Consider the following 21518-nt stretch of genomic DNA (forward strand, 5'->3'; position numbering starts at 1 on the left):
CATAAACTATATTTGGGTTCCAAACCTCTATTTCTTTTGTTATAAACTCTTTATCGCTTTTAAAATCTTCTTCTTTCCAACTATCATCGTATTCTCTCCAAACAACAGCAATATCTCTTCCTTCTTTTTCTCCAAGAATAAACATATACTTCCTTTCATTATTTTCCCTTACCTTTATCTTTTTCACCTTTAGACCTAAGATATAATTGAAAGTTTCTGGAATATCAACCACCATTTCCTTTGGCTCTCCAACCTCAGAAGGGTTTATTTTTAACTTATACTGAAAAGGATTTTTTAGCATTTCAATGTTTAAAAGATAAGGACTTTCTCTTGTTTCAATATCAAGGAAGTATTTCAAAAGGTATTCATCCTTATTTTTGAATAAGCTTTCTATCCCTTTTTTCTCCTTTAGCTCAATGTTATCTAAGGTGTCTTCATACTGTTCAAGTGTTTGGTATTTAAAAAAGCCCCCTGCTGTCTTTTCATTATACTTTTCCTTTACATCTTTTTCTTTTGATATACCAGATTTATCATAAGCTAAAACTCTTTTCATTCGTGGTAAAACTACACTGTAAAAATGCTCTCCCATTTCTATACCTATCCATTTTCTTCTAAGCTTGTGTGCTACCGCTGTAGTAGTGCCAGAACCTAAAAAGAAGTCCATTACTAAATCACCTTCGTTTGATGTGGATTCTATGACACGTTTTAGGAGAATTTCGGAGTTTTCGGTAGGGAAATGCCATCCTCTACCATAACCCTCCAGTTCAGACCAATTGTTGTGTGAAACTCTCTTTATCGGTGCCACCCAGTATTTTAAAGTATTCCCTTCTTTTTTTATGAAATTCAACTTCCTACCTGTCTTTTCCCAGTATTCTTCAATGGTTATATTTTCCTTGCTTGTAATCTTTAAAAATTCCTCATAATTTTTAACAGCCTTTTCCGCTTCTTCTCTACGCCACATCCAACTACATCCTTTTTCCGGGATTAAACCTAATAGCTCGTATCTATTATAGTCTCTATCAAAAAATGTCTTAAAATCTTTCCAATAAGCTTCTCTTTGTTCTTCTATAATCCCTTCAGAAAATTTATTAAAGAATTTTTCACTTTTCGAATATAAATACAAATTGTCATAGACTACCATTAGACTTTTAAAACTCACGCCAGCTTTTTCAGGTGAAGTCCCGATATAAGGAGCGGTTTTCGTTCTTCCAATAATGATCTCATTCCTAAAATTCTCCTCCCCAAAAATCTCATTCATCAAAAGCCTTACATACATATTGCCATTGTAATCACACCTGACAAAAATACTTCCTGTATCTTTAAGAAACTCTCTTGCTAAGCTTAGCCTATTTTCCAGCATAGTAATCCAAGTGGAGTCTTTATACTTCACAGAATAAAGATAATCCGCATCCTGCTCCTTATTAAATGGTGGGTCAATATAAATTGTCTGCACTTTCTCCTTAAACTTTGGCAAAATAGTATTCAACCCCTGCCAGTTTTCGCTTTTTATTAGCAAACCATCCAAAAGGTCATCTAAATCCTTATCCCTTGTAAGCTTTTCCAAAAGTTTTTCCTTAAACTCTGATGAAAAATGTTTTGTATCAACAGGAAGCTTTTTAGCCTTTAGCTCTTCCCTTGTCTTTGGTATATCAAACCCTAACTCTATCCATTCTTGCTTCTGATTTTCATTGTTAAATATTTCATCGTAAAATTCTTCTGGCACTCTATCGGTTGTAATAACATACTCGGTTCTTACTACAAACTTTTTCTTCTCCCATAGCCTCTTTTGAAAATCTTCAATTTGAGAAAGAAAGTCAATAATCTTTTCTCCAATTTCCCGCACCACCTTTGCCCTTGTTATATGCTTATCTAAAAATTTCTCCTGCTCTAATGTTTGAATGTTCAAAACTTCAGATTTTATATAGTAGTCTAACTGCTCAAAAAGAAAATTTTTAAGATTTTTATGTATAAAATAGTCCTTTGTATTCTTTGCTGTAAATCTAAGAATATGGTAGAGAAGAATAGGTTTTTCGTTTTTAATATTTTCAATCAAGAGCTTGTATAATACACTGTCCTTGGTTTTTATCTTTTCCAAGACCCTTTCGTAAATTTTCTCATTAATATTCTCCTGTTTTACGCGCTCCGCATTCCTTTGCCTTTGATTTTCATCTCCATTTTCTGTAATATATGTTTCATTATCTTCTGTATCCTGCTGAGCTTTGTTCTTTTGTTTCTCATCTTTATACTTTTCCATTTCATCAGAAGTTAATTCTCTGTATTGAAATTTAATTACTAAAGTCTTGCTTTGAAATTCCAAAGGTTCATCGTCAAGCACAAAAAATCTTTGTTTTGTAGCCTTGTTTGAATTAAGCTCTTCCTTAGCTTCAACTATGCGAAAAATAATATTGTAATCACCAACTTTAAAAGTATAATCCCTAAAAAGAATTCCTGTTTTCGTATAATACTGGTCAGCATTTGCCCAGTAAAGTTTAACCTCTTCACCATTGTAAGGAATAGCATATTTATGTTTGCGTATAGAATACCTGTATTGAGGAATAAAATCTCCTTCTTCGTAATACCGGGAAAAGAAATTGTAAAGGTCATTATATACTTGCAATTCTATTTCTCTAATCTTATCCAGCATCTCTTTTTGTTCTTTTAAATTAATAAATTCTTCACCAAGTGATGAATCTTTATATTTTTCTATAAGGTCTCCAGTGGGCGTAAAAGCATGGCTCCCAAAGTATTTAACAATTTTCTCTCTTACTTTTTTTAACTCTTCATCTATGTCTTGTGATAGCCTTTCCTTATGCTTAGCAAAAGCATTTTCAATTTCCTTCCTGATGCCTTCGTTAATAAAATCTTCAACCTGTTTTCTCTTGTAGTTCATAATGCGATAAATTCCAAAATCAAGGTCAGATGCTTCAAACTGAAAGAGTTTTTTAAGTAAGCCTTGAAATCTTTCCACAGCTTCCATGAGTTCCTCCTCCTGAATAAAATCTTAGCATATTCCCTGTCAAAGAGTTAAAAAGTGAGCAAAAACTTACATTAACCCAGAGCCAGCCCTTAGGGGACTCCATATCCATAATAAAAAATAAAAATTTTAACATTTAACAGTTCTGACCCTATACCTGACGTTCCGCCTCGTTTATCTCTTCAATAATCCTCTTTATTACTTCATACAGTTCAGGAACTCTTTCCTTTATTGTTTTCCATACAACCGCATAATCAACACCGAAATACTCACGAATCATTTTATTCCTAATTCCAATAACACTTCTCCATGGAATTTCACTGTATTTCTTTCTAATCTCTTTTGGAATATGTTTTGATGCCTCTCCGATAACCTCTAAACTTCTTACAAAAGCCCTTTTTAGTTCTTCATTTGCAATGAATTTTTCATAATTCAAGCCCCTTGTTCTACTCATTAAATATTCACACTCATCCTTTATATCCATCAAATAATCCCTAATTTCTCTCATATATATACCACTTCTTTTAAAATCCTTCTGCCCATGTATGGTTTAAGTGCTGACTTCATTACGAGGTCAACCCTTACCTTAAGTTTTTTTGAAAGAAAACTTTCAATCTCAATGTAAGTAAACAAATCTGGTGTCTCTTCAAACTCTACAAGTATATCAAGGTCGCTTCCTTTCTTATGCTCTCCTCGTACATAAGAGCCAAAAATCCCTATCTCTTTGACTTTGTATTTTTCCCTAAGATAAGGTTTAAGTTCAATAAGCTTGTTTTTTAGCTCCTCAAGGGTTTTTATATCCATCACTTCATAGCTTCCACCGCATTCACTATATCTATAAGCTCGGAAGTGATAGCCTCCTGACGGGCTTTGTTGAATATTAGAGTCCATGTCTTTACAAGCTCATCCGCATTCCTTGTGGCATTGTCCATAGCCACCATACGGGCAAAGTGTTCTGAGGCGTTGGATTCCACCATAGATCTGTATATTTGATAATTCAGGTAAAGGTCTATAAGTTTGTTTACAAATTCTTCCTTTTCAACCTCAAATTCGTAAACACCATAACTTTCTCCCCCGTCCTTTGGTTTTTCAAAGGGTAGGAAGGTACGCACTACTGGTTTGTAGTTCACTCTGGTGACCATCTCATTATTTATAAGGTACACAGCATCCGTCTCTTTGTTTGTATATCTTTCCCTGACGGTTTGTCCTACCTCTTTTACTATGGAAAAGTTTATCTCCTTTCTGAACACCTCATCGTAGCCTTTGATGATCCTATAGCCTCTTTTAGAAAAGTACTGGTAACCCTTTCTACCTATGAGTATGAGGCTGACACCTGTATCTGCGGATACTTTTTCAGCTATTAGCTCTTCAGCTTTCTTTATAACATTTGAGTTGAAGGCTCCGGCAAGTCCCCTATCGGCTGTTACTAAAATAATATCACAATTCTTTTCCTGTCTCCTCTCAAGCAAGGGATGAGTTTGTGCATCTATATGTGCAGAAAGATCCCTCAAGACATCATACAGCCTTTCTGAGTAGGGTCTTGAGGCATAAAGAAGCTCTTGAGCGCGCCTGAGCTTTGCAGCTGAGACCACCTTCATGGCGTTTGTTATTCTTCTGGTATTTTTTATACCCTGTATCTTCCTCCTTATGTCTCTCGGTGATAGCTTAGGCATAGAAAGAAATTATAACATACTTTAAGATCGTGTGTGTTAATCCATCATTAAGCTTTGGTTGATACTTTAATATAAAGCCCCTACCTCAGCACCTCCCATCACCTCAGCCCTCTGGACGCCTCCTGGCGTCCCCTTTCTGAAGTTGAAAGTGCCAGGAAAAAACCTATAATGTTAAGTACTATGTGGAGAAGCGACAAGGTTAAAAAGGGTATAGAGAGATCACCTCACAGAGCTTTGCTGAGAGCTTGCGGTTTTTCTGATGAGGATTTTGACAAGCCCCTTATAGGTATAGCTAATTCTTATATAGATATTATTCCCGGTCATGTGCATTTGAGGGAGTTTGTAAAGCCCATAAAGGATGAGGTACGGAAGGCAGGCGGAGTACCCATAGAATTTAATGTCATAGGTGTGGATGATGGTATAGCTATGGGGCATTACGGCATGCACTATTCTTTACCTTCGCGTGAGCTTATAGCCGATTCCATAGAGACTGTTGTAGAAGCTCATCAGCTTGATGCGCTCATATGCATCCCAAACTGTGACAAGATAGTCCCGGGCATGCTCATGGCTACAGCACGGCTAAATATTCCCACCATATTCATAAGTGGTGGTCCAATGCTGGCGGGTGAGGTAAATGGTAAGAAGGTGGATCTCATAAGCGTCTTTGAAGGCATAGGACAGCTAAGAGCGGGAAAGATTGACGAAAGACAGTTGAAGGTTATAGAAGAACACGCTTGTCCCACATGTGGTAGCTGTTCGGGGCTTTTTACAGCTAACTCTATGAACTGTATAACGGAAGTTCTTGGACTTGCACTTCCGGGAAACGGCACCATACCTGCTGTAGATCCAAGAAGAGAGATCCTTGCAAGAAAAGCTGCAAGACAGATAATGGAGCTTTTGAGGAAAAACGTAAGACCGCGAGATCTCCTTACTCTTTCTACCTTTGATAATGCCTTTGCAGTGGATATAGCTATGGGAGGATCTTCTAATACCATACTACATCTGCTCGCTATAGCCAGAGAAGCAGGTTTAGATTACCCCCTCTCAAGAATAAACGAGATATCCAAAAAAACTCCAAACATCTGTAAGATATCTCCATCCTCCGAGTATCACATACAGGATCTGGACAATGTTGGCGGTGTGTCTGCACTTGTAAAGGAACTCATAAGGGGAGGTTATCTTCCCAATCCCGATGCATTAACGGTAAGCCTAAAAACCTTGAAGGAAATAGCTCAAGAAGCTCCTGATGCTGACGGAAGTGTTATAAAGAGAGTGGAAGAGCCTTACTCAAGGGAGGGTGGTATAGCTATACTTTTTGGTAATCTTGCTCCAGAAGGCTCTGTGGTAAAAACTGCGGGCGTTGACCCCAGGATGCTTACCTTTAAAGGGAAGGCTGTGTGCTTTGATTCCGAAGAGGAAGCTATAGACGGCATATTGGGCGGAAGGGTAAAGCCGGGACATGTTGTAGTCATAAGATACGAAGGTCCAAAAGGTGGACCAGGTATGAGGGAGATGCTCTCACCTACCTCAGCTATAATGGGTATGGGGCTTGGAGATAAGGTAGCTCTAATAACTGATGGGAGATTCTCTGGAGGTACGAGAGGTGCGTGTGTAGGACATGTAGCTCCAGAAGCTGCGAGTAAAGGACCAATAGGTGTTGTGCAGGATGGTGACGAGATACTCATAGATATACCAAACAGAAAGCTTGAGCTTTTGATAAGTGATGTGGAGTTAAAAAGAAGATTGGAAAACTTCAAACCCAAGCAGAAGGAGATAAGAAGTTCATGGCTTAGGAGGTACGTGAAGTTTGTAACGTCCGCATCTAAGGGAGCTGTACTGGAAGCTTGAGAGCCAAAATACCAAAATACTCTCTTATGGCTTTTACAGAATCATTCAACACACTTATCTTTGGTAAGAAACTGTAGAGGTTGTATCTTAGGTCCCTTTTGAAATCCGTAGGATACGGTATCACATCCATTCCCATTTTTTTAAAAGAGTAAACAGCTCTGGGAAGGTGATAAGCTGAAGTCACGAGAAGTATCCTATTGTAATTCTTCTGCTGACATATTTTTTGTACATAAAGGGCGTTTTCCTCAGTATCCCTACTACGTACTTCCGTTATTATATCTCTTTTATCAACACCGAGCTGTAAAAGTAGAGACTTCATTATCTCTGCGTCAGGGAAATTTTCAGCTCCACCCGAAAGTATTATGGGAAGTCCGGTTTTTTTGTGAATTATGAGAGCAGTCAGAAGCCTTTTCATGGAGTCCTCCTTGAGTATACCGGTATTGTAAGAGCCTCCACCCAGAACAACAATGGCGTCAGCCTGAAACTTTTCAGGGACAGGATATTTACTCTCTAAGGGTGTAAGTAAAGCATCTTTGACCGGTTCTATAGAAAGCATATATAAAAATAGCGCGGAAGTTACCGAGATATAGTAAGTTGATCTTTTCTTTCTTTCAAGGAAGCTTATGACCAGAAGCATCAAAACGATAATACCAGGAGGTAGTAACAGAAATGACAGAGCTTTCTTTAGAAGGAACATCACCTTCTTGTTCTTGTCGCTATAACTACGTCCTGCACCTTATCTTTTTTTGCTATATCCATAAGAGCTACCACATACTTGTGCAAGGTATCTTCATCAGCTTCTATGACGAGTGAATTTGGCTTTTTAGTTTGCATTTCTTTATCCAAATCCTCAAGGCTTACGCTCTTTCCTTCATACATATATGAACCATCTTTTAACACCTGGATCCTCATAACCGAAAGTACCTTCTTTTCTCCTTCTTGAGCAAAGGGTAGTTTAACTGCGAGAAAGGTCATGGGTGATTGAAAGGCAAGTATGGCTAAAAAGAGGAATACTGCCAGAAGAGTATCAACGAGAGGCACCACATCTATGTAAGCTCTCTCATCGTAACCCAATCTTCTCCTTCTCATTTTAAAACCCTCAAAGCCTCAGAGAGTTCCGCTTCAACCCTGTCAAGTATGCTGTTACCGAGTATCCTGAATAGCCAGTAAGCCAATAGGGCAGGAATGGCGACAGCAAGCCCCGTAGCTGCAGATACCAACGCTTCACTTATACCTGCGGAAAGTAGGGCTACTCCCTGTTCAGTCTGAGCTACTGCAAAGGCTGAAAAGACCTTTATCAAACCCGTTATAGTTCCGAATAGACCTATGAGAGGTGAGACGCTCGCTATGGTGGAAAGTAGGGCGAGGTTTTTTTCCACTTTGGGAACGAGAAGAGAAACTTCAAAGCTTAGATCCGTAAGCAGTGTCCTCCTGTCTACCTTACCACTTTTGTACTCTTCAAGCATGCGGTAGAGTATGCCACCTGCTGGAGAGTTATCTAAGGAGAGAAGTTTTAAAGCACCTTCTATATCGCCACCTGCAAGAAGCGATCTCACATCCTTAACTGACTTAGAGAGGATGCTACCTGATCTTAAATTCACAAGCCTTTCAATTATCAAAGCCCATGAAACCAAAGATAGAAAGAGAAGCACGTAAACTGCAAATCCTCCCTTCTGTAAAAGACTAAAGAGCATATCCATCTTACCTCACCTCACACTTAGGTAATCCTTTCTTAAGAGAGTTTATCACAGCAACATCTTCCTGAGATGCTGTATTAAGGTCAGCCTTATCCAAAAGGCATGACGCATCATGTCTCGCCCTTAACTCAATGAGTATCTTTGCGCCTTCTATTATAGCCTTATTGTAAAGCGGTGAGTTCTTGTAGTTTACAGTTATGTCAACGAGGTCCTCAAGAGCCTTTTTCTTCTCACCCTCTTTAAGATAATCAAGAGCGGAAAGGTAGAGAGCCTGGGATCGTATGCTTTCGTCTTTACTCTGCTTTAGGTAATCAAGGTAAGTCCTATCCTTTGACAGCTTATAGAGATCTAAAAGGTAGCCTTCAAATTCTTGATCTCTGTATCCTTTACTCATAAGATCTTTTGCTACCTTTTGGGCGTCAGCATCATCACCCATAGAGATGTATATGCCTATAGCCTTTACCTTGTCACCATCCTCACCTTCAGCGAGCAGATCGGCGAGACTTTTCTTATCGCCCACTTCCGTATAAAACTTCACAAGATCATCCCTGGCTTGTCTCCTTTCCTCTTCATTTCCTTCCTTGTAAACCTTATAAAGAAGTACCGCTTTCTTTCCGGGATCTTTCTCTAACTGAGCCAACTTCAGTATAGCCTTGTACTTAAGTGGCGTGTCCATAAGCTCAAGAAGTATGTTTTTTGCCTTATCCTCTTCCCCATTCTTTATGTATATTTGAGCAAGCTGATACTTAAGGTCGTTAGACATGGAAGATTGAGGATACTTTTTCAGGTAATCTTCCAAAAGCCTTTCCATCTGCGTATCTCCTATTTCTTTGTCACCCATGCCTATAAGGGATAGTGTGGCATATCTTGCATACTCGGAGTTTGGGTATTTAGTCAGAAGATCGTAGTAATATGTTTTTGCAAGATCTGCCTTGCCTTCGTTATAGAGCGCATCTCCGAGTTTTAAGAGAGCCTTAGGCTTGATTGGGCTGTTTTCCGAAATGGACTTAAAGTAACGGGCTGATGTCTCGTAGTCCCCTTCTAAAAAGTAAGAAAGTCCTAGAAGGTAGAGTTCTTCATCCGTCTTTCCCGTCAAGAAACTTCTTGCCAGTTGAGTATCTCCCAAAAATAAGGCGGACTTTGCTTTGAGTATTCTTTCCCTTTCCGAATTTCTTTTTTCAAGGATCTTAAGCACTTCTTTGTAATTCTTCATGTTAAAGTAAGCTAAAGCTTTGTAATAAGGGTCCTCAAGATATTTGACTGCGTTTATCCAGTCACCTTTCTTAAAGTAAAACCAGCCTGTATATTCCCTGTATAGGTCAGGATATCTGTTTCTTACCTCTTCAAGTATAGGTTCTAAGCTTCTATCCGACCAGTAAGCCGATTCAAGATACCACGTATACTCCTCCTTACCCTTTCTGCTTACATTCCTTAAAAGGTCGTATGCCTTAGAATATTCTCCTAACTTCACATAAGAGTATACCGCGTACAAGGTGTTTCCTGACTCTAAAAAGTTATAGACAGCTAATCTGTAATCTCCTGAGTTGTAAGCTATTATACCAGCCCTATCCAGGAAACGTTTATCTCCTGTTATGGAGTAAGTAAGCCTGGAAAGTATGACATTTTTGGCAGATACAAAAGCATAAAGGTTTTCCGAGAGTTTTGGGTTTATAGTTTCAAGAATGCTCGCGTGGGCTAAGGCGTTTTTCTCATCACCTCTTTTGGCTTCAATAATACCAAGATAGTAAAGAGCTATATCTCTGTATGGTTTTGAAGGTTTTGAGTAATCTCTGAACACTTCCTCAGCTTGTGGTATTTTCCCCTCCTGATACAGCACTATGGCTCTCCTCAGGTTAAGGCTGTCCCTGTAGCTTTCCCCCTTCTTCCCTTCATAAAAGCTAAGGACATACTGGCAGTATTCTTTGAAGACGGCACCATTGCATGAAGGTTTTGAGAGTTTCCCAGATTTTATGTTTGCCACAGCTCCCCACATGGGATCGGAGTTTTCAGGGATCTTACCGGTTAGTTTTAAACTCAGAGCGTAGTAAGATTCACAGCTCGCCTTTTGATACATGTGGGAAAAACCACAGGAAGATTTAAAAAGGTCAAGCGCCTTTTGTTCCTTGCCTTCTTTTACATATATCGTACCCAAAACATACTCAGCCATAGGCTTGAAGGGAGAAGGCATGGCTATAACCTTTTTCAGTTCTTCCTCCGAAAAGTCATACTTACCTTGAAGGTAGTAATCAACTCCCAGTTTGTAAGATACAAGATCTTTAGGCTCACCGCAACTTATACCGCTTTCCTCCTTAAAGGGATTTATCTGCGCATACTCAAACTCATTTGGGGGTTCTAAGAGTTGAGAGCTTAAGTCCAGGGGTCTTTCCTCAGGAGCCTGTAATTCTTCTGGTGGTAGCATCTTTGGTTTTTCTTCCGTAGACTTACCTATGAGTTCTACGCTAACGTCAAACTCCTTCTTTATATCCGCAGAAAGAAGAAAAAGCGCACACAAAAATAAGCTAAATGGCTTTATGAGCTTCCACATAAAGCTCTCCCAAGTGGCATGTTATATTGAGTTTAAGTATGACGTTCCTTCTCTCTTCCATGTGAACTATGGAGTAACTTGCGTTGTCACATCCAAAACTCCAAAACTTTGATAGATCTGTACCAAGTAAAGCGCAGTACATAGCGCGCATAGGTACTGTATGTGAAACTGCAACTACCGTCTGCCCCCAATGCCTTTCCCTTAAGTGATTGAGAAAATCCTTTACTCTACCATAGACCGATATTAGACTTTCTCCGCTTGGAAACTCTACTGTGTGAGGTTCTTCTATCCATCTCCTGAAGTCTTCCGAATATTTTTCCATAACTTCCTCTACTAACATGCCCGACCACACACCGTGATCTATCTCTATTATTCTATCGTCTTTTATCACGTCAAGTCCCTTTAATTTTGCTATCTCAAAAGCTGTCATGTAAGTTCTTTTGAGTGGTGAGGAATAAATAACATCTATATGCTCCTTTGAGAGTTCCTCCGCAAGGAGTTTACTCTGCCTTTTCCCCCTCTGGGAAAGTTCAGGATCAAGGAGCCCCTGATATCTACCTATGGGGTTCCACTCACTTTCTGCGTGGCGCACCAGTATGAGCTTTACCATAATCCTTCCCGTATGAGAGTTTCCGAATACTCAGATATCCCAGCACCCAGCTGAGGAGAATAGCCAAGCTTCCTTAGGACGACTTCCAGCATGCCTATAAACATAAGCCCGTCTTTGTCACTTACACCCATATGCGAGATCCTGAAGATCTTTCCCTTTAACTGATCCTGCCCTCCTGCGACCCTTATACCGTGTCTTAAAAGCTCCTTCCTTATCCTTTCTGCGTCTTGTGTTCTTACCGCAGTTACACATATGGCAGGCTTCTCCGGAAATACATCAAGTCCAAGACTATTTATTGCCTTCCTTGTTCCTTCAGAGATGGCTCTGTATTTCTTTTCTATTGTGTCCATACCTTCTTCTAATATCACAGATAGGGATTCCCTTAAGGCTACGATGAGGTTTATCGCTGGTGTCCATGCTGTTTGTCCTTCCTGTTGTTTGCCAAGCTCCTTCTTTACGCTAAAGTAAAATGCCCTATCTTTTAATCTGCCTCTTGCTTTATCGGAGAACCAAAGGAGGGAAAGCCCTGGAGGTAACATGAGAGCCTTTTGAGAACCACCAATTAGTACGTCAATACCTATAGAGGGTTTGAGATTGTATACTCCAAGAGCGGTTATTGCATCAGCTACTAAAAGGGTTTCCGTATTTTTACATATTTGTGCTATATCCTCTACGGGATGGTAGCTTCCTGTTGATGTCTCCGATATCTGAAGAAGGACACCTTTACATTCAGGATACCTTTTTAGTGTTTCCTCAACCTTTTGTGGATCTGCAGACTTGCCCCACTCAACTGAGTACTCTAAAACATCGAGTCCCCAGTGTCTGGCGAGTAAGAGCCATCTCTCACCGAACTTTCCACCGTTGATCACTAAAACTTTATCTCCCTCCACAAAAAAGTTCAGTATAGCAGCTTCCATGGCACCTGTGCCTGAGGAGGAAAAAAACACAAAGTTTTCCGATGGATCGTCAAGGAGTCTCTTTAAAAGTTCTCTAACTTCCAAAAAGATACGCCTAAATTCCTCCGTTCTGTGATGGATAATCTGCCTGCCAAGAACCTCCCTTACTCTATCCGGAATCTCAACAGGACCCGGCGTAAAAAGCCTTTCGTTATACATGTTAAACTATTTTATCCCAATGTTAGGTTTGTTGCTTGCCTTCTTATCTTCCTTTTTCTGGGCTACCAACGATCTTTTCACAAAAAGGTTTATACACAAAGGTTTTGATGAGTACTTTGTGCTTTGGGTAAGATTTCCCGTATCTTCCCTTTTTCTTTTGCCTGCAGGTATAATTTTTTGGGATCTGAGACCTTTCATTCTTTTGAGTACTTTCCTTTGGCTTCCCGTGGAGGTTCTTGGAGGAGTCTTTTTTGTAAAAGCCCTGAAGTATGCACCCCTGTCTGTTGCCATGTCCTTTTACTCCTTTATGCCTATATTTTCTGCCCTTTTCGGTTTTTTACTTCTCAGAGAAGCACCAAACCTCTGGGGTTTTGTGGGCATTTGTCTTATGGTGATCGGTATGCTATTTTTGACAGGCTTTTCACCTAAGGAGTTTTTTAAAAAGCACATAGGCACCATTTACATGCTAATTTCCACACTTCTCTTTGGTTTTAATGTGGTTCTGGGAAAAATGGTAGTGATAAACAGCAATCCCTTCTTCTTCAGCTGGTACTATGCCTTCTGTATGTCCTTTTCTACACTCATTTTTGTAAGTCCTAAACACATACTCAAAAAAGAGAATTATGCAGATAAAAGGATCATCGTACTCGGCATCCTCTTTGCTTTAGGATCCGTGCTTTACAACTTAGCCTTGCTTTACGCTCCTGCATCTTACGTGGCATCTGTTGAGAGGATCTCCCTATTGCTCAGCATACTTTACGGAAAGGTATTTTTTGGCGAATCGTTAAGATACTTACTGCCCGGTGCTATGCTTATGCTACTTGGTTCTCTACTTTTGAGCATCAGCCTCCATGTATGAATTTTTGTAGGCTACATAGTTCTTTGAAGACTCCTCTATGAGTTTTATCTCCTCAAGTTTTAAGTCCCTGATGATCTTGGCAGGCACACCAGCAACAAGTACACCAGAAGGTATCTTTTTGCCCGGAGTTAATAAAGCGCCAGCACCTATTAGAACGTAATCTTCCACTTCTACGCCATCCATCACTACAGCTCCCATACCTACAAGTATACGGTTTTTGAGAATACATCCGTGCAAAACAGCTCTATGCCCTACAGTAACATCGTCACCTATTAGAGTAGGGTGGGTGTGGTGAGTGACATGCACCACACAATTGTCCTGAATGTTGGTTCTTTTACCTATCCTTATGTAGTTTACATCTCCCCTGATAACCGTTCCGTACCATACACTTGAGTCTTCGTCTATAAACACATCACCTATAATGACAGCATTTTCGGATAAGTAAACGGTGGGATGTATATTGGGGAAAATTCCTTTATAGGGTTTTATTAGAGCCATGCTACTCCTCTGAGTTGTCAAGTACTTCTATGCATGGTAAGGTGTTTCCCTCAAGCAGTTCAAGGAAAGCTCCACCTCCTGTGGAGACAAAATCTATGGCATTGTAAACTCCTGCTCTATGTATGGCATGATCCGTGTCTCCACCTCCCGCTATGGTGAGTGCCGAGGAGTTTGCCAGCATTTTGGCTGTTTCGTAGGTGCCGTCCTCAAATCTGTCAAACTCAAAGGCACCCATTGGTCCGTTCCATATAATGGTTTGTGCATCCGAGATTATCTCTTTAAGGAGTGCTACGGAAACAGGTCCTATGTCAAGTCCCATCCATCCTTGAGGTATTTCTTGCCAAGGTACTAACCTTGTAGGCGTATTATTGGAAATTTCTCTACCAAGCACAAAGTCAACGGGAAGGTAAAACTTGACATTCAACTTTCTGGCAACTTCCATTATGTCCCTTGCGGTTTCTATATAGCTATCTTCTACAAAGGAATTTCCCACATCGTAACCCATAGCCTTTATGAAAGTGAAAGCCATTGCCCCTCCTACAAATATCTTGTCAACTCTTTTGAGTAAGTTCTTTATTATTCCTATTTTGGAAGAGACTTTTACACCTCCCAAAAGGGCAACTACAGGTCTTTGAGGGTTAACCATAGCCTTTTCAAAGTAAGAGATCTCCTTCTCAAGGAGAAAACCCATGACAGCAGGCTTTAACAATTTGGGTAATGTATATACGGAGGCATGCTTCCTATGACAAGTGCCGAAGGCATCGCTTACATAAACATCACCGAGACTCGCAAGATCTTTGGCAAAATTTTCGTCATTTTCTTCCTCTCCTTTATGAAACCTCAGGTTCTCAAGTAGCAACACATCTCCCTCTTTCATACTATCTACAAGAGCCTTCACACTTTGACCTACACAATCATCAGCCATTATTACGTCTTTGTTTATGTACCTTGAGAGCCTTTTGGCAACGGGTAATAGGCTGTACTTTGGATCTCTTCCTTTGGGTCTTCCAAGATGTGACATGAGAATAACCTTAGCCTTTGCATCCAGGAGGTACTCAATTGTAGGGAGAGAGGATCTTATCCTCGTGTCATCTTCAATGTTCCCCTGCTCATCTATAGGCACATTAAAATCAACCCTCACAAGCACTCTTTTGCCAGTAACGTTTATATCCTTCAATCTTTTCTTTCTTAGAGCCATTTCAGACCTCGCTCAAAGGTCAAGATCTATATCTTCGTCGTCAAGCTCTACGTTTTGGTCAGACATAAATATCCCCCTTATACTCATGGCTATATTTTTCAAGGTTTCAAGATAGTAAAGTACATCTTCGTAAAGGGTTATTTGAGCTTTGTACTTACTTAACTCGTCATAAGGGAGTTTTTTGGCTTTGAGCAGTTTTTTGATAGCTATCCTTGACATATACGCTCTTGAAAACTTCTCTTGCCACTCCTTCCAAAAGTCCTGCGAATTTACAGGGCTTTTGACAATGAAGTACTCAAGATTTGAAACTTCTTCTAAGAGCTGGACATCAAGAGGGATGTTCTTCATGAAATACCTCCTCCTTAGCATTATAACCCAAAAGTTCTCTGAGTTTTTTTTCGGGATCCTGACTCTTCATGAGAGCTGTTCCGACAAGAAAGGCATCTACACCTACGCTCTCAAGCTCAAGTATATGTATTCTTTCGCTTATACCACTTTCAGCTACAACGTATTCCGCACCCATACTCTTTATTTCCGGAGCGAGTCTCTTAGAGACATTCCTATCAACTACCAAGGTGTCAAGATCCCTGTTGTTTATGCCTACGATCCTTGCGCCCGCCTTTATGGCTATTTGGGCTTCTTCAAGATTGAAAACTTCAACGAGGGGACTTATAGAAAGCTCGTAAGAGTATTCTATAAGATCTTTTAGAAGAGGGAACTCAAGTATGCGAACTATTAGAAGAACGGCATCAGCACCGAAAGCTTTAGCTTCCTCTATCTGTACCGGATCTATTATGAAGTCCTTTCTAAGAATAGGTAGGTTTACCACCTGCCTTGCCTGATGAAGATCCTCAAGAGAGCCGTCAAAGTAAGTGCTGTCCGTCAAAACGGATATGGCTTTAGCACCTGCACGTTCGTAAATCTTAACCTGATTGGTAACAGAAACCTTTTTTATTTTACCCTCCGAAGGTGAGGCTTTTTTAACCTCGGCTATGATCTTGGTACCCTCACCCCTGAGCGCATCTTCAAGCTTTATACAGCTCCCCCTTTTTATACTTATGGAAAGCTCTCTTAAATTTTCCTTCGTCTTTTTTACTTCCTCCTTTTTGCGTTCTATAATGTCTTTGAGCAGTCCCATTAAGGGTAGACTCTCCTGTAAGACTTTCCTTCCCTCTTATATATGGCTTCAACACCGAACCCTTTCTTTAAAAGCTCTTCGTATATACTTTTTGCCCTTTCATAACCTACAACTGCAAGAACTACACCGCATCTTGGATCTATCTCATCAGGTATAGGTATGAGCTTAGCCTTTCCTTTCAGAAATTCCTCAGCCCTTGTGCCTTCGGATATAGCGCTAAAGGTTATAAAGTGATCAGGCTTTTTTGTAAAGGGGTTGAGTTCCATAAAGATGTGTCTCAAATGAAGCTTGACACCTAAAGCATGGAACTTTATCCAGTATAAGAGGGAGGGTTCAACCGCAGAAGATCTCTTTCTTATTTCCGCAACGATCTTGTCTCCTTCTCTTTTTATACCTAAAAGTTCGTTCCCCGTTTGGACGCACCAATTTCTTATATCCAGTTCAAAACCGGGATCTGTAGATATGACCCTTAATATTTGTCCTTCACTAAGCCTTTTGACATGTTCTGAAGTCATCACAACAGGTAGAGGACACATAAGTCCTGATAGATCAAGAACTTTTGAATCCTGTTTTTCCTGTACCGTACTCATCCTATCACCTCACACCGCAAGCCTAACGCTATCTTTTTTAACATTGTCATCAAAGCCAACAATATATAAATTTAGCAACTTAGCGGACTTTTCAAGTGTACTTGTAAGCTCCTTGTCGTAAAGCTCAAAAAGGGTGTTAAAGTAAAAAACCACATAAGCACAACCCTTCTCAAAGAAGACTGGAACGTAGAAAGCCTTATTTTCCTTATCTATGATAGCTTCTTTGCTCGCAGGCTCTCCTTTAGGTATTATGGCAATTCTTCTGAGGGAAAACTTCTCCTTTATGTGTAGAAGGTAATCTTCGGGAGATTTATCCTCTATAGCCCTTTCAAGTATAAAGGAGAGGTACTCTTTTTCCCTACTTTCTTTCTCAAACCTTGATAGGTCTTTGGAAAGTTCCCTGTAAGATGTCCTCAGCTTCTTCAGATAGTGTCTCTCTTTTCTTATGCTGTCTATGAGATCGGGTGAAAGAGAAGCAAGAAAGAAGGCAAGAAGTAGAGGTAAGTAAATCACAACCTGCATACCACCAGTGTAAAAAAACAGGAATACTCCTACCCAGAAAAGGACCAGAGAGATCGCTGTATCCCTGTTTGCGTAAAAGATAGATGGAATAAAAAGGGAAAGTGCCACTTTTGAATCACCTGCGCTAAAAACAAGAAAAGGAAGTATAAGTAAGTCAATAAATCTCTTCACATTCCTTATCTTCGTAGGATATAAGTACGATACCAATGAGAGGCTTATGTAAAATGTGGTGAGAACCACAAGCAAAGCTCTTTGCTCCACTGGCTTTTTAAAAGCTATCCCAAAAAACACGGACGCGATCAATAGCCTAACGGTGAGGAGTATTAAGTTTAAATCCCTCAGCACAGGTAATATTTTACGGTATTTCCTTTATTTTAGGCTCTTCCTCAAGCTTCTTAAGTATATTTGGATCCACTATACCTTTAAGCTCATTCTCCTGATTCTGCTGTCCGGAGCATACTCCTTGTGTGCCATCAACGAAAAACATAGGTGTAGGGCAGTTAACCAGTACAACCCCTTCGGGAACTGGGAAATCTTCATTAGGATACATGAAAGCCGCAACGGACATAAAGTCCAACCATATAGGAAGAGCTACCCTCGCTCCAGCCATACCTTTTCCCATACTCCTTTTTATGTCGTATCCTACCCATACACCCGTCACTATGTAAGGTGAAAAGCCAATGAACCACGCATCCATGTAATCGTTGGTCGTTCCAGTTTTTCCTGCAACTATCCTACCGAAGGAGCTGGCTGAAGCTGCAGTTCCTTCAAGTACAACAGCTCTCAGCATATCCACAAGTACTCTGACTTCCTGAGGAGGTAAAACCTGCTCACATTTGGGTTGATTGCTCTCTATAACTCTACCGTCTGGAGAGATTATCTTTTCTATAAAGTAAGGTTGACATTTCATACCTAAGTCAGCGAAAGCTTGGTATGCAGAGGTGAGTTCAAGGGGTGTGACCTCTATACTACCAAGAGCCATAGAGTAGTATGGTTTTAGATCAATACCGAGGCTTCTTCCTACCTCAATAGGCATATCAAAGCCTATCTCAGATAGAAGATTGACTGTTGCTGTGTTTATGCTCTTTGCTAAAGCTGTACGCAAAGTTACCATCCCATACTCCTCCCCTTCATAATTCTTAGGTGTCCACTCCCTTCCTTTTGAAGGATCAAAGAAGCTTTTGGGTGTGGCGTCTATGGTGGAAGCTTGCGTATAACCTTTCATAAGCGCTGCAAGGTATATTATAGGTTTTATGGCAGAACCCGGCTGACGCTTGGCATAGACGGCTCTGTTATATGAACTTCTCAAATAAGAGTATCCACCTACCATAGCTCTTATAGCTCCAGTTTTTGCATCTATGGACACAAGCGCCCCTTCAAGATCTGGCAATACCTCAGCTCCTATCTCCCCTTTCTTCCCCTTTTTCACAAATCTCACAAGCACGTAATCCCCCTTTTCTACAGGCAGCTGATTTCTCGGCACACTAAACTCGTAATCTTTAACCGTAACTTTGAGTTCGTTGCTGTCTACTTGTGAAACCTTGCCTATGTATATTTTCCATGGCTTTAGATCCACTTTCTGCTCTTCGTATTTTTTCTGCACTTCGTAAGGATCGTCGGGTAAAAAGGGTATACCGTTAGCTTTTGCTACCCTCATGACACCTCTCTTGACAGCTTCCCTCGCTTGCATTTGGAGATCCCTATCTATGGTAGTGTATACCTTGTAACCACCTGCTAACACAGCCTCCCCATATTTTTCAACTAAGTAATCTTTTACGTAATCGAGAAAGTAATCCATACCATAATACCTGTTTTCAAGCTTTACCTTCACAGGCATGGAGGAGTATCGTATGAGTTCATCTCGCGTTATATACCCATCTTCATACATCCTCTGAAGTACGTAATTTCTCCTCTCTTTCACCTTTTCTGGATTTCTGAATGGGTTGTACTTGGTAGGAGCTTTGGGAAGTCCAGCAAGCAACGCAGCCTCATCCAAAGTAAGATCTTTTACGTGCTTGCCAAAATAGATCCTTGAAGCGGCTTCAACACCGTACGCACCTTGCCCGAGGTATATGTAATTCAGGTACATCTCAAGTATCTTATCTTTACTGAAGGTCCTCTCAATCTTAATAGCGAGGAGCATCTCTTTTATCTTTCTTTTAAAACTCCTCTCGGGCGTTAAAAAGAGATTTCTTGCGAGCTGTTGGGTTATGGTGGACGCTCCCTGTGCTATCTCTCTTTCCTTTATGTTTGCTATCAAAGCCCTAAGCACAGCGGTAGGATCTATACCAAAATGCCTGTAAAAGTTTCTGTCCTCTGCTGATATGAAGGCTTCCCTAACGTAAAGGGGTATATCCTTGAGAGGTACGTAATACCGTCTTTGAACCGCCACATCACCGAAGATTCTTCCTTTGTAGTCGTATATAAGTGTCGCTTCAGGTGGTTTCCAATCCTTGAGTTTATCAACCGAGGGAAGATCAGTAGATAAGATAAAAAGGGCAAAGACCACGAAGGCGGAAATTAAAAATAAAGCACCAAGAAAGAAAATCAAAAACCTGCGCACTAAATACATTATACTTCATTCTTTTACCACATAGATGGGTTCTAAAAAGAGAGGATCGTCACCTGAAAAGCCTGAAGAGAGCTTTTCATAAGCGTAAAGCCCACCATAAGCTGAAAAAGGGAAAAATTCAAGAATTACAGTGCTACCTTTTACATTGTGTGCCTTCAGACTTATCACGTTTCCTTCAGTTGTGTATTCTCCCACTTTTATCCGAGACATTGTATCTTCTTTGATTACCCTATAAAAGATAGTATTACTTACCTTTAGGCAAGGCACTTTGGGAAAGCTTACCTGTGTATAGCGCGCCATTATGTATAGGTTTTCGTATCCGACCACAGGTTTTTTAAAGAGGTAAGCCCAGCTCTTTATAAAGGTTATACCTATGCGAACGGAAGTGATGTATCCTACACCTATGGAAACAGCGTAAGCATGGTAATCTTGAGGCTTTATATAATAGTCAGAAAGCACCTTAGGTAGATTTTCAAGGGTCTTCTTTGAGTTGTCTAAATAACACAGGAAAGTTAGCTTTCCATCCTCTATAACGGAAAAGTTCAGGAAAGAGAAGGATGTATCAAGGGAAAATATACGCATCGTACAATATTTTAATTGGTTTTGCCTTATAATAAGACAGATGATCAGGATAATTGAGCCTAAGTTTTCAGAAGAGGAGAAAAGCGCACTTATCAGTATACTTGAGAGCAGGCAGATAACGAGAGGTGAATGGACAAGAAAGTTTGAAGAAGATTTTGCACGATACCTAAGCGTTAAATATGCTTTCAGCGTATGTTCAGGCACGGTTGCCCTCTTTATAGCTTTAAAGGCTATGGGGATTGAAGGTAAAAGGGTTGTTATACCCGCCATGAGCTTTATGGCAACGGTGGATGCTGTACTTCTGGCTGGTGGTATTCCGGTTGTCGTGGACGTGGATGATTATTATACTATGGACATTTCTCAACTTGAGGATGCGATAAAGAGATATAAACCTGTTGCAGTCATTCCAGTGCATCTTTACGGGCAAACAGCCAATATGCAGGATATTATGTATCTTTCTGAAAAGCATGGTCTTATCGTTCTTGAAGATGCCGCACAGGCTCACGGAGCAAGTTTTAAAGGTAAAAAGGCGGGAGCGTGGGGACAGCTTTCGGCTTTTAGCTTTTATGCATCAAAAAACGTCCCTATGGGGGAGGGTGGAATTATAGCTACGAATGATGAAAAACTGGCAAAGGAGGTAAAAAAGTGGATAGATTTTGGAGATCATCCCGCCTTCAATGTAAGGATAACCGAGTTTCAGGCGGCAATAGGACACATACAACTCAAGCACCTTGAGGAGAGAAACGAAAGAAGAAGGAAGATAGCTCAAAAATACACACAGCACTTTAACACCTCTTTAATCACGCCTGCGGAGAGAGATGGTGCTCATCATGTGTATCACCTTTATACCCTCAGACATCACGAAAGAGACAGAATAATAAAGCATCTTAAAGAAAGGGGTATAGATGCGAGAGTTTATTATACTTACCTACTTAATGAGATACGAAATGTGGAAAGTCTCCCACTTGAGAAGGCTTCCTTGTTCAAAAATGAAGTTTTTTCTATACCCGTACATCCTTACTTGACGGATGAGGAAGTAAGTTACATAATACAGAGCGTGCTATCAGCAGTTGAAACCGTTGCTGAAAGGATTTGAT

21 protein-coding genes are annotated in these 21518 nt (G+C 40.3%); 3 read left to right on the top strand and 18 right to left on the bottom strand.

The genetic code is table 11. The features are described 5' to 3' along the window. The 4 genes from ABWK04_06575 to ABWK04_06590 form a co-directional block, all read right to left on the bottom strand. The coding region (locus tag ABWK04_06575) for a site-specific DNA-methyltransferase (GenBank protein MEZ0361537.1) at positions 1 to 2977 on the bottom strand (2977 nt) is incomplete at its 3' end. A 148-nt stretch (positions 2978 to 3125) separates the two neighbouring features. Beyond that, a complete protein-coding gene (locus ABWK04_06580) occupies positions 3126 to 3482 on the bottom strand; it encodes a DUF86 domain-containing protein (GenBank protein ID MEZ0361538.1) in 357 nt (118 codons plus the stop codon). Further along, positions 3479 to 3778, bottom strand: coding sequence for a nucleotidyltransferase family protein (locus ABWK04_06585; GenBank protein MEZ0361539.1), 300 nt, complete (start codon positions 3776 to 3778; stop codon positions 3479 to 3481). Before ABWK04_06585 ends, ABWK04_06580 begins: the two co-directional genes overlap by 4 nt. Then, positions 3778 to 4647: a F0F1 ATP synthase subunit gamma gene (locus ABWK04_06590; protein ID MEZ0361540.1), complete on the bottom strand. Its 870-nt coding sequence runs from the start codon at positions 4645 to 4647 to the stop codon at positions 3778 to 3780. The genes ABWK04_06585 and ABWK04_06590 overlap by 1 nt, the downstream gene beginning before the upstream one ends. A 180-nt stretch (positions 4648 to 4827) precedes the next feature. On the opposite strand from ABWK04_06590, the gene ilvD reads away from it, so the two are divergent. After that, positions 4828 to 6495, top strand: a complete 1668-nt coding sequence (gene ilvD, locus ABWK04_06595; protein ID MEZ0361541.1) for a dihydroxy-acid dehydratase — start codon at positions 4828 to 4830, stop codon at positions 6493 to 6495. Here ilvD and ABWK04_06600 read toward each other — a convergent pair. Genes ABWK04_06600 through ABWK04_06625 form a run of 6 tightly spaced genes read right to left on the bottom strand, consistent with a single transcriptional unit; the run spans position 6470 to position 12462 of the window. Continuing rightward, complete coding sequence (locus tag ABWK04_06600; GenBank protein ID MEZ0361542.1) at positions 6470 to 7132, bottom strand: YdcF family protein; 663 nt, start codon at positions 7130 to 7132, stop codon at positions 6470 to 6472. The two genes, ilvD and ABWK04_06600, sit on opposite strands and share 26 nt — an antisense overlap. A 59-nt stretch (positions 7133 to 7191) precedes the next feature. Next, positions 7192 to 7584 carry a biopolymer transporter ExbD gene (locus ABWK04_06605; GenBank protein MEZ0361543.1) on the bottom strand — a complete coding sequence of 131 codons (393 nt, stop codon included), beginning with the start codon at positions 7582 to 7584 and terminating at the stop codon, positions 7192 to 7194. Then, positions 7581 to 8195: a MotA/TolQ/ExbB proton channel family protein gene (locus ABWK04_06610; GenBank protein ID MEZ0361544.1), complete on the bottom strand. Its 615-nt coding sequence runs from the start codon at positions 8193 to 8195 to the stop codon at positions 7581 to 7583. The genes ABWK04_06605 and ABWK04_06610 overlap by 4 nt, the downstream gene beginning before the upstream one ends. 1 nt (position 8196) lies before the next feature. After that, positions 8197 to 10737 (bottom strand): tetratricopeptide repeat protein, encoded by a 2541-nt coding sequence (locus tag ABWK04_06615; GenBank protein ID MEZ0361545.1) that lies wholly within the window; start codon positions 10735 to 10737, stop codon positions 8197 to 8199. After that, positions 10712 to 11347, bottom strand: a complete 636-nt coding sequence (gene pspA, locus ABWK04_06620) for a phosphoserine phosphatase PspA (protein ID MEZ0361546.1) — start codon at positions 11345 to 11347, stop codon at positions 10712 to 10714. Before pspA ends, ABWK04_06615 begins: the two co-directional genes overlap by 26 nt. Beyond that, positions 11341 to 12462 carry an alanine--glyoxylate aminotransferase family protein gene (locus ABWK04_06625; protein MEZ0361547.1) on the bottom strand — a complete coding sequence of 374 codons (1122 nt, stop codon included), beginning with the start codon at positions 12460 to 12462 and terminating at the stop codon, positions 11341 to 11343. Before ABWK04_06625 ends, pspA begins: the two co-directional genes overlap by 7 nt. Before the next feature lie 19 nt (positions 12463 to 12481). On the opposite strand from ABWK04_06625, the gene ABWK04_06630 reads away from it, so the two are divergent. After that, a complete protein-coding gene (locus ABWK04_06630) occupies positions 12482 to 13321 on the top strand; it encodes a DMT family transporter (GenBank protein MEZ0361548.1) in 840 nt (279 codons plus the stop codon). Here ABWK04_06630 and ABWK04_06635 read toward each other — a convergent pair. The 8 genes from ABWK04_06635 to ABWK04_06670 are packed head-to-tail and all read right to left on the bottom strand — an operon-like array spanning position 13292 to position 20421. Further along, positions 13292 to 13819 carry a gamma carbonic anhydrase family protein gene (locus ABWK04_06635; protein MEZ0361549.1) on the bottom strand — a complete coding sequence of 176 codons (528 nt, stop codon included), beginning with the start codon at positions 13817 to 13819 and terminating at the stop codon, positions 13292 to 13294. The two genes, ABWK04_06630 and ABWK04_06635, sit on opposite strands and share 30 nt — an antisense overlap. A gap of 1 nt (position 13820) precedes the next feature. Next, on the bottom strand, positions 13821 to 15017 hold the full coding sequence (locus ABWK04_06640) for a phosphoglycerate kinase (GenBank protein MEZ0361550.1): 1197 nt from the start codon (positions 15015 to 15017) through the stop codon (positions 13821 to 13823). Positions 15018 to 15029: 12 nt separating this feature from the next. Beyond that, positions 15030 to 15365 (bottom strand): hypothetical protein, encoded by a 336-nt coding sequence (locus ABWK04_06645; GenBank protein MEZ0361551.1) that lies wholly within the window; start codon positions 15363 to 15365, stop codon positions 15030 to 15032. After that, positions 15346 to 16155, bottom strand: a complete 810-nt coding sequence (trpC, locus tag ABWK04_06650) for an indole-3-glycerol phosphate synthase TrpC (GenBank protein MEZ0361552.1) — start codon at positions 16153 to 16155, stop codon at positions 15346 to 15348. Before trpC ends, ABWK04_06645 begins: the two co-directional genes overlap by 20 nt. After that, positions 16155 to 16745, bottom strand: coding sequence for a sulfurtransferase TusA family protein (locus ABWK04_06655; protein ID MEZ0361553.1), 591 nt, complete (start codon positions 16743 to 16745; stop codon positions 16155 to 16157). Before ABWK04_06655 ends, trpC begins: the two co-directional genes overlap by 1 nt. 9 nt (positions 16746 to 16754) lie before the next feature. Beyond that, complete coding sequence (locus ABWK04_06660; protein ID MEZ0361554.1) at positions 16755 to 17612, bottom strand: hypothetical protein; 858 nt, start codon at positions 17610 to 17612, stop codon at positions 16755 to 16757. A gap of 10 nt (positions 17613 to 17622) precedes the next feature. Continuing rightward, the gene (locus ABWK04_06665) at positions 17623 to 19839 is read right to left on the bottom strand and encodes a PBP1A family penicillin-binding protein (protein MEZ0361555.1); all 2217 of its coding nucleotides are present in this window, start codon (positions 19837 to 19839) and stop codon (positions 17623 to 17625) included. A gap of 6 nt (positions 19840 to 19845) precedes the next feature. Continuing rightward, positions 19846 to 20421, bottom strand: coding sequence for a tRNA threonylcarbamoyladenosine biosynthesis protein TsaB (locus ABWK04_06670; protein MEZ0361556.1), 576 nt, complete (start codon positions 20419 to 20421; stop codon positions 19846 to 19848). Between the two features lie 40 nt (positions 20422 to 20461). Here ABWK04_06670 and ABWK04_06675 point away from each other — a divergent pair, with 40 nt between their 5' ends. Further along, positions 20462 to 21517: a DegT/DnrJ/EryC1/StrS family aminotransferase gene (locus tag ABWK04_06675; protein MEZ0361557.1), complete on the top strand. Its 1056-nt coding sequence runs from the start codon at positions 20462 to 20464 to the stop codon at positions 21515 to 21517. Position 21518 lies beyond the last annotated feature (1 nt).

This window comes from Hydrogenobacter sp. (genome assembly GCA_041287335.1).
GTDB lineage: Bacteria > Aquificota > Aquificia > Aquificales > Aquificaceae > Hydrogenobacter.

Coding starts and splice junctions, on each gene's coding strand:
- ABWK04_06580 (MEZ0361538.1), bottom strand. CDS start 3,482: ATGAGAGAAATTAGGGATTATTTGATGGATATAAAGGATGAGTGTGAA.
- ABWK04_06585 (MEZ0361539.1), bottom strand. CDS start 3,778: ATGGATATAAAAACCCTTGAGGAGCTAAAAAACAAGCTTATTGAACTT.
- ABWK04_06590 (MEZ0361540.1), bottom strand. CDS start 4,647: ATGCCTAAGCTATCACCGAGAGACATAAGGAGGAAGATACAGGGTATA.
- ilvD (MEZ0361541.1), top strand. CDS start 4,828: ATGTGGAGAAGCGACAAGGTTAAAAAGGGTATAGAGAGATCACCTCAC.
- ABWK04_06600 (MEZ0361542.1), bottom strand. CDS start 7,132: ATGCTTCTGGTCATAAGCTTCCTTGAAAGAAAGAAAAGATCAACTTAC.
- ABWK04_06605 (MEZ0361543.1), bottom strand. CDS start 7,584: ATGAGAAGGAGAAGATTGGGTTACGATGAGAGAGCTTACATAGATGTG.
- ABWK04_06610 (MEZ0361544.1), bottom strand. CDS start 8,195: ATGGATATGCTCTTTAGTCTTTTACAGAAGGGAGGATTTGCAGTTTAC.
- ABWK04_06615 (MEZ0361545.1), bottom strand. CDS start 10,737: ATGTGGAAGCTCATAAAGCCATTTAGCTTATTTTTGTGTGCGCTTTTT.
- pspA (MEZ0361546.1), bottom strand. CDS start 11,347: ATGGTAAAGCTCATACTGGTGCGCCACGCAGAAAGTGAGTGGAACCCC.
- ABWK04_06625 (MEZ0361547.1), bottom strand. CDS start 12,462: ATGTATAACGAAAGGCTTTTTACGCCGGGTCCTGTTGAGATTCCGGAT.
- ABWK04_06630 (MEZ0361548.1), top strand. CDS start 12,482: ATGTTAGGTTTGTTGCTTGCCTTCTTATCTTCCTTTTTCTGGGCTACC.
- ABWK04_06635 (MEZ0361549.1), bottom strand. CDS start 13,819: ATGGCTCTAATAAAACCCTATAAAGGAATTTTCCCCAATATACATCCC.
- ABWK04_06640 (MEZ0361550.1), bottom strand. CDS start 15,017: ATGGCTCTAAGAAAGAAAAGATTGAAGGATATAAACGTTACTGGCAAA.
- ABWK04_06645 (MEZ0361551.1), bottom strand. CDS start 15,365: ATGAAGAACATCCCTCTTGATGTCCAGCTCTTAGAAGAAGTTTCAAAT.
- trpC (MEZ0361552.1), bottom strand. CDS start 16,155: ATGGGACTGCTCAAAGACATTATAGAACGCAAAAAGGAGGAAGTAAAA.
- ABWK04_06655 (MEZ0361553.1), bottom strand. CDS start 16,745: ATGAGTACGGTACAGGAAAAACAGGATTCAAAAGTTCTTGATCTATCA.
- ABWK04_06665 (MEZ0361555.1), bottom strand. CDS start 19,839: ATGTATTTAGTGCGCAGGTTTTTGATTTTCTTTCTTGGTGCTTTATTT.
- ABWK04_06670 (MEZ0361556.1), bottom strand. CDS start 20,421: ATGCGTATATTTTCCCTTGATACATCCTTCTCTTTCCTGAACTTTTCC.
- ABWK04_06675 (MEZ0361557.1), top strand. CDS start 20,462: ATGATCAGGATAATTGAGCCTAAGTTTTCAGAAGAGGAGAAAAGCGCA.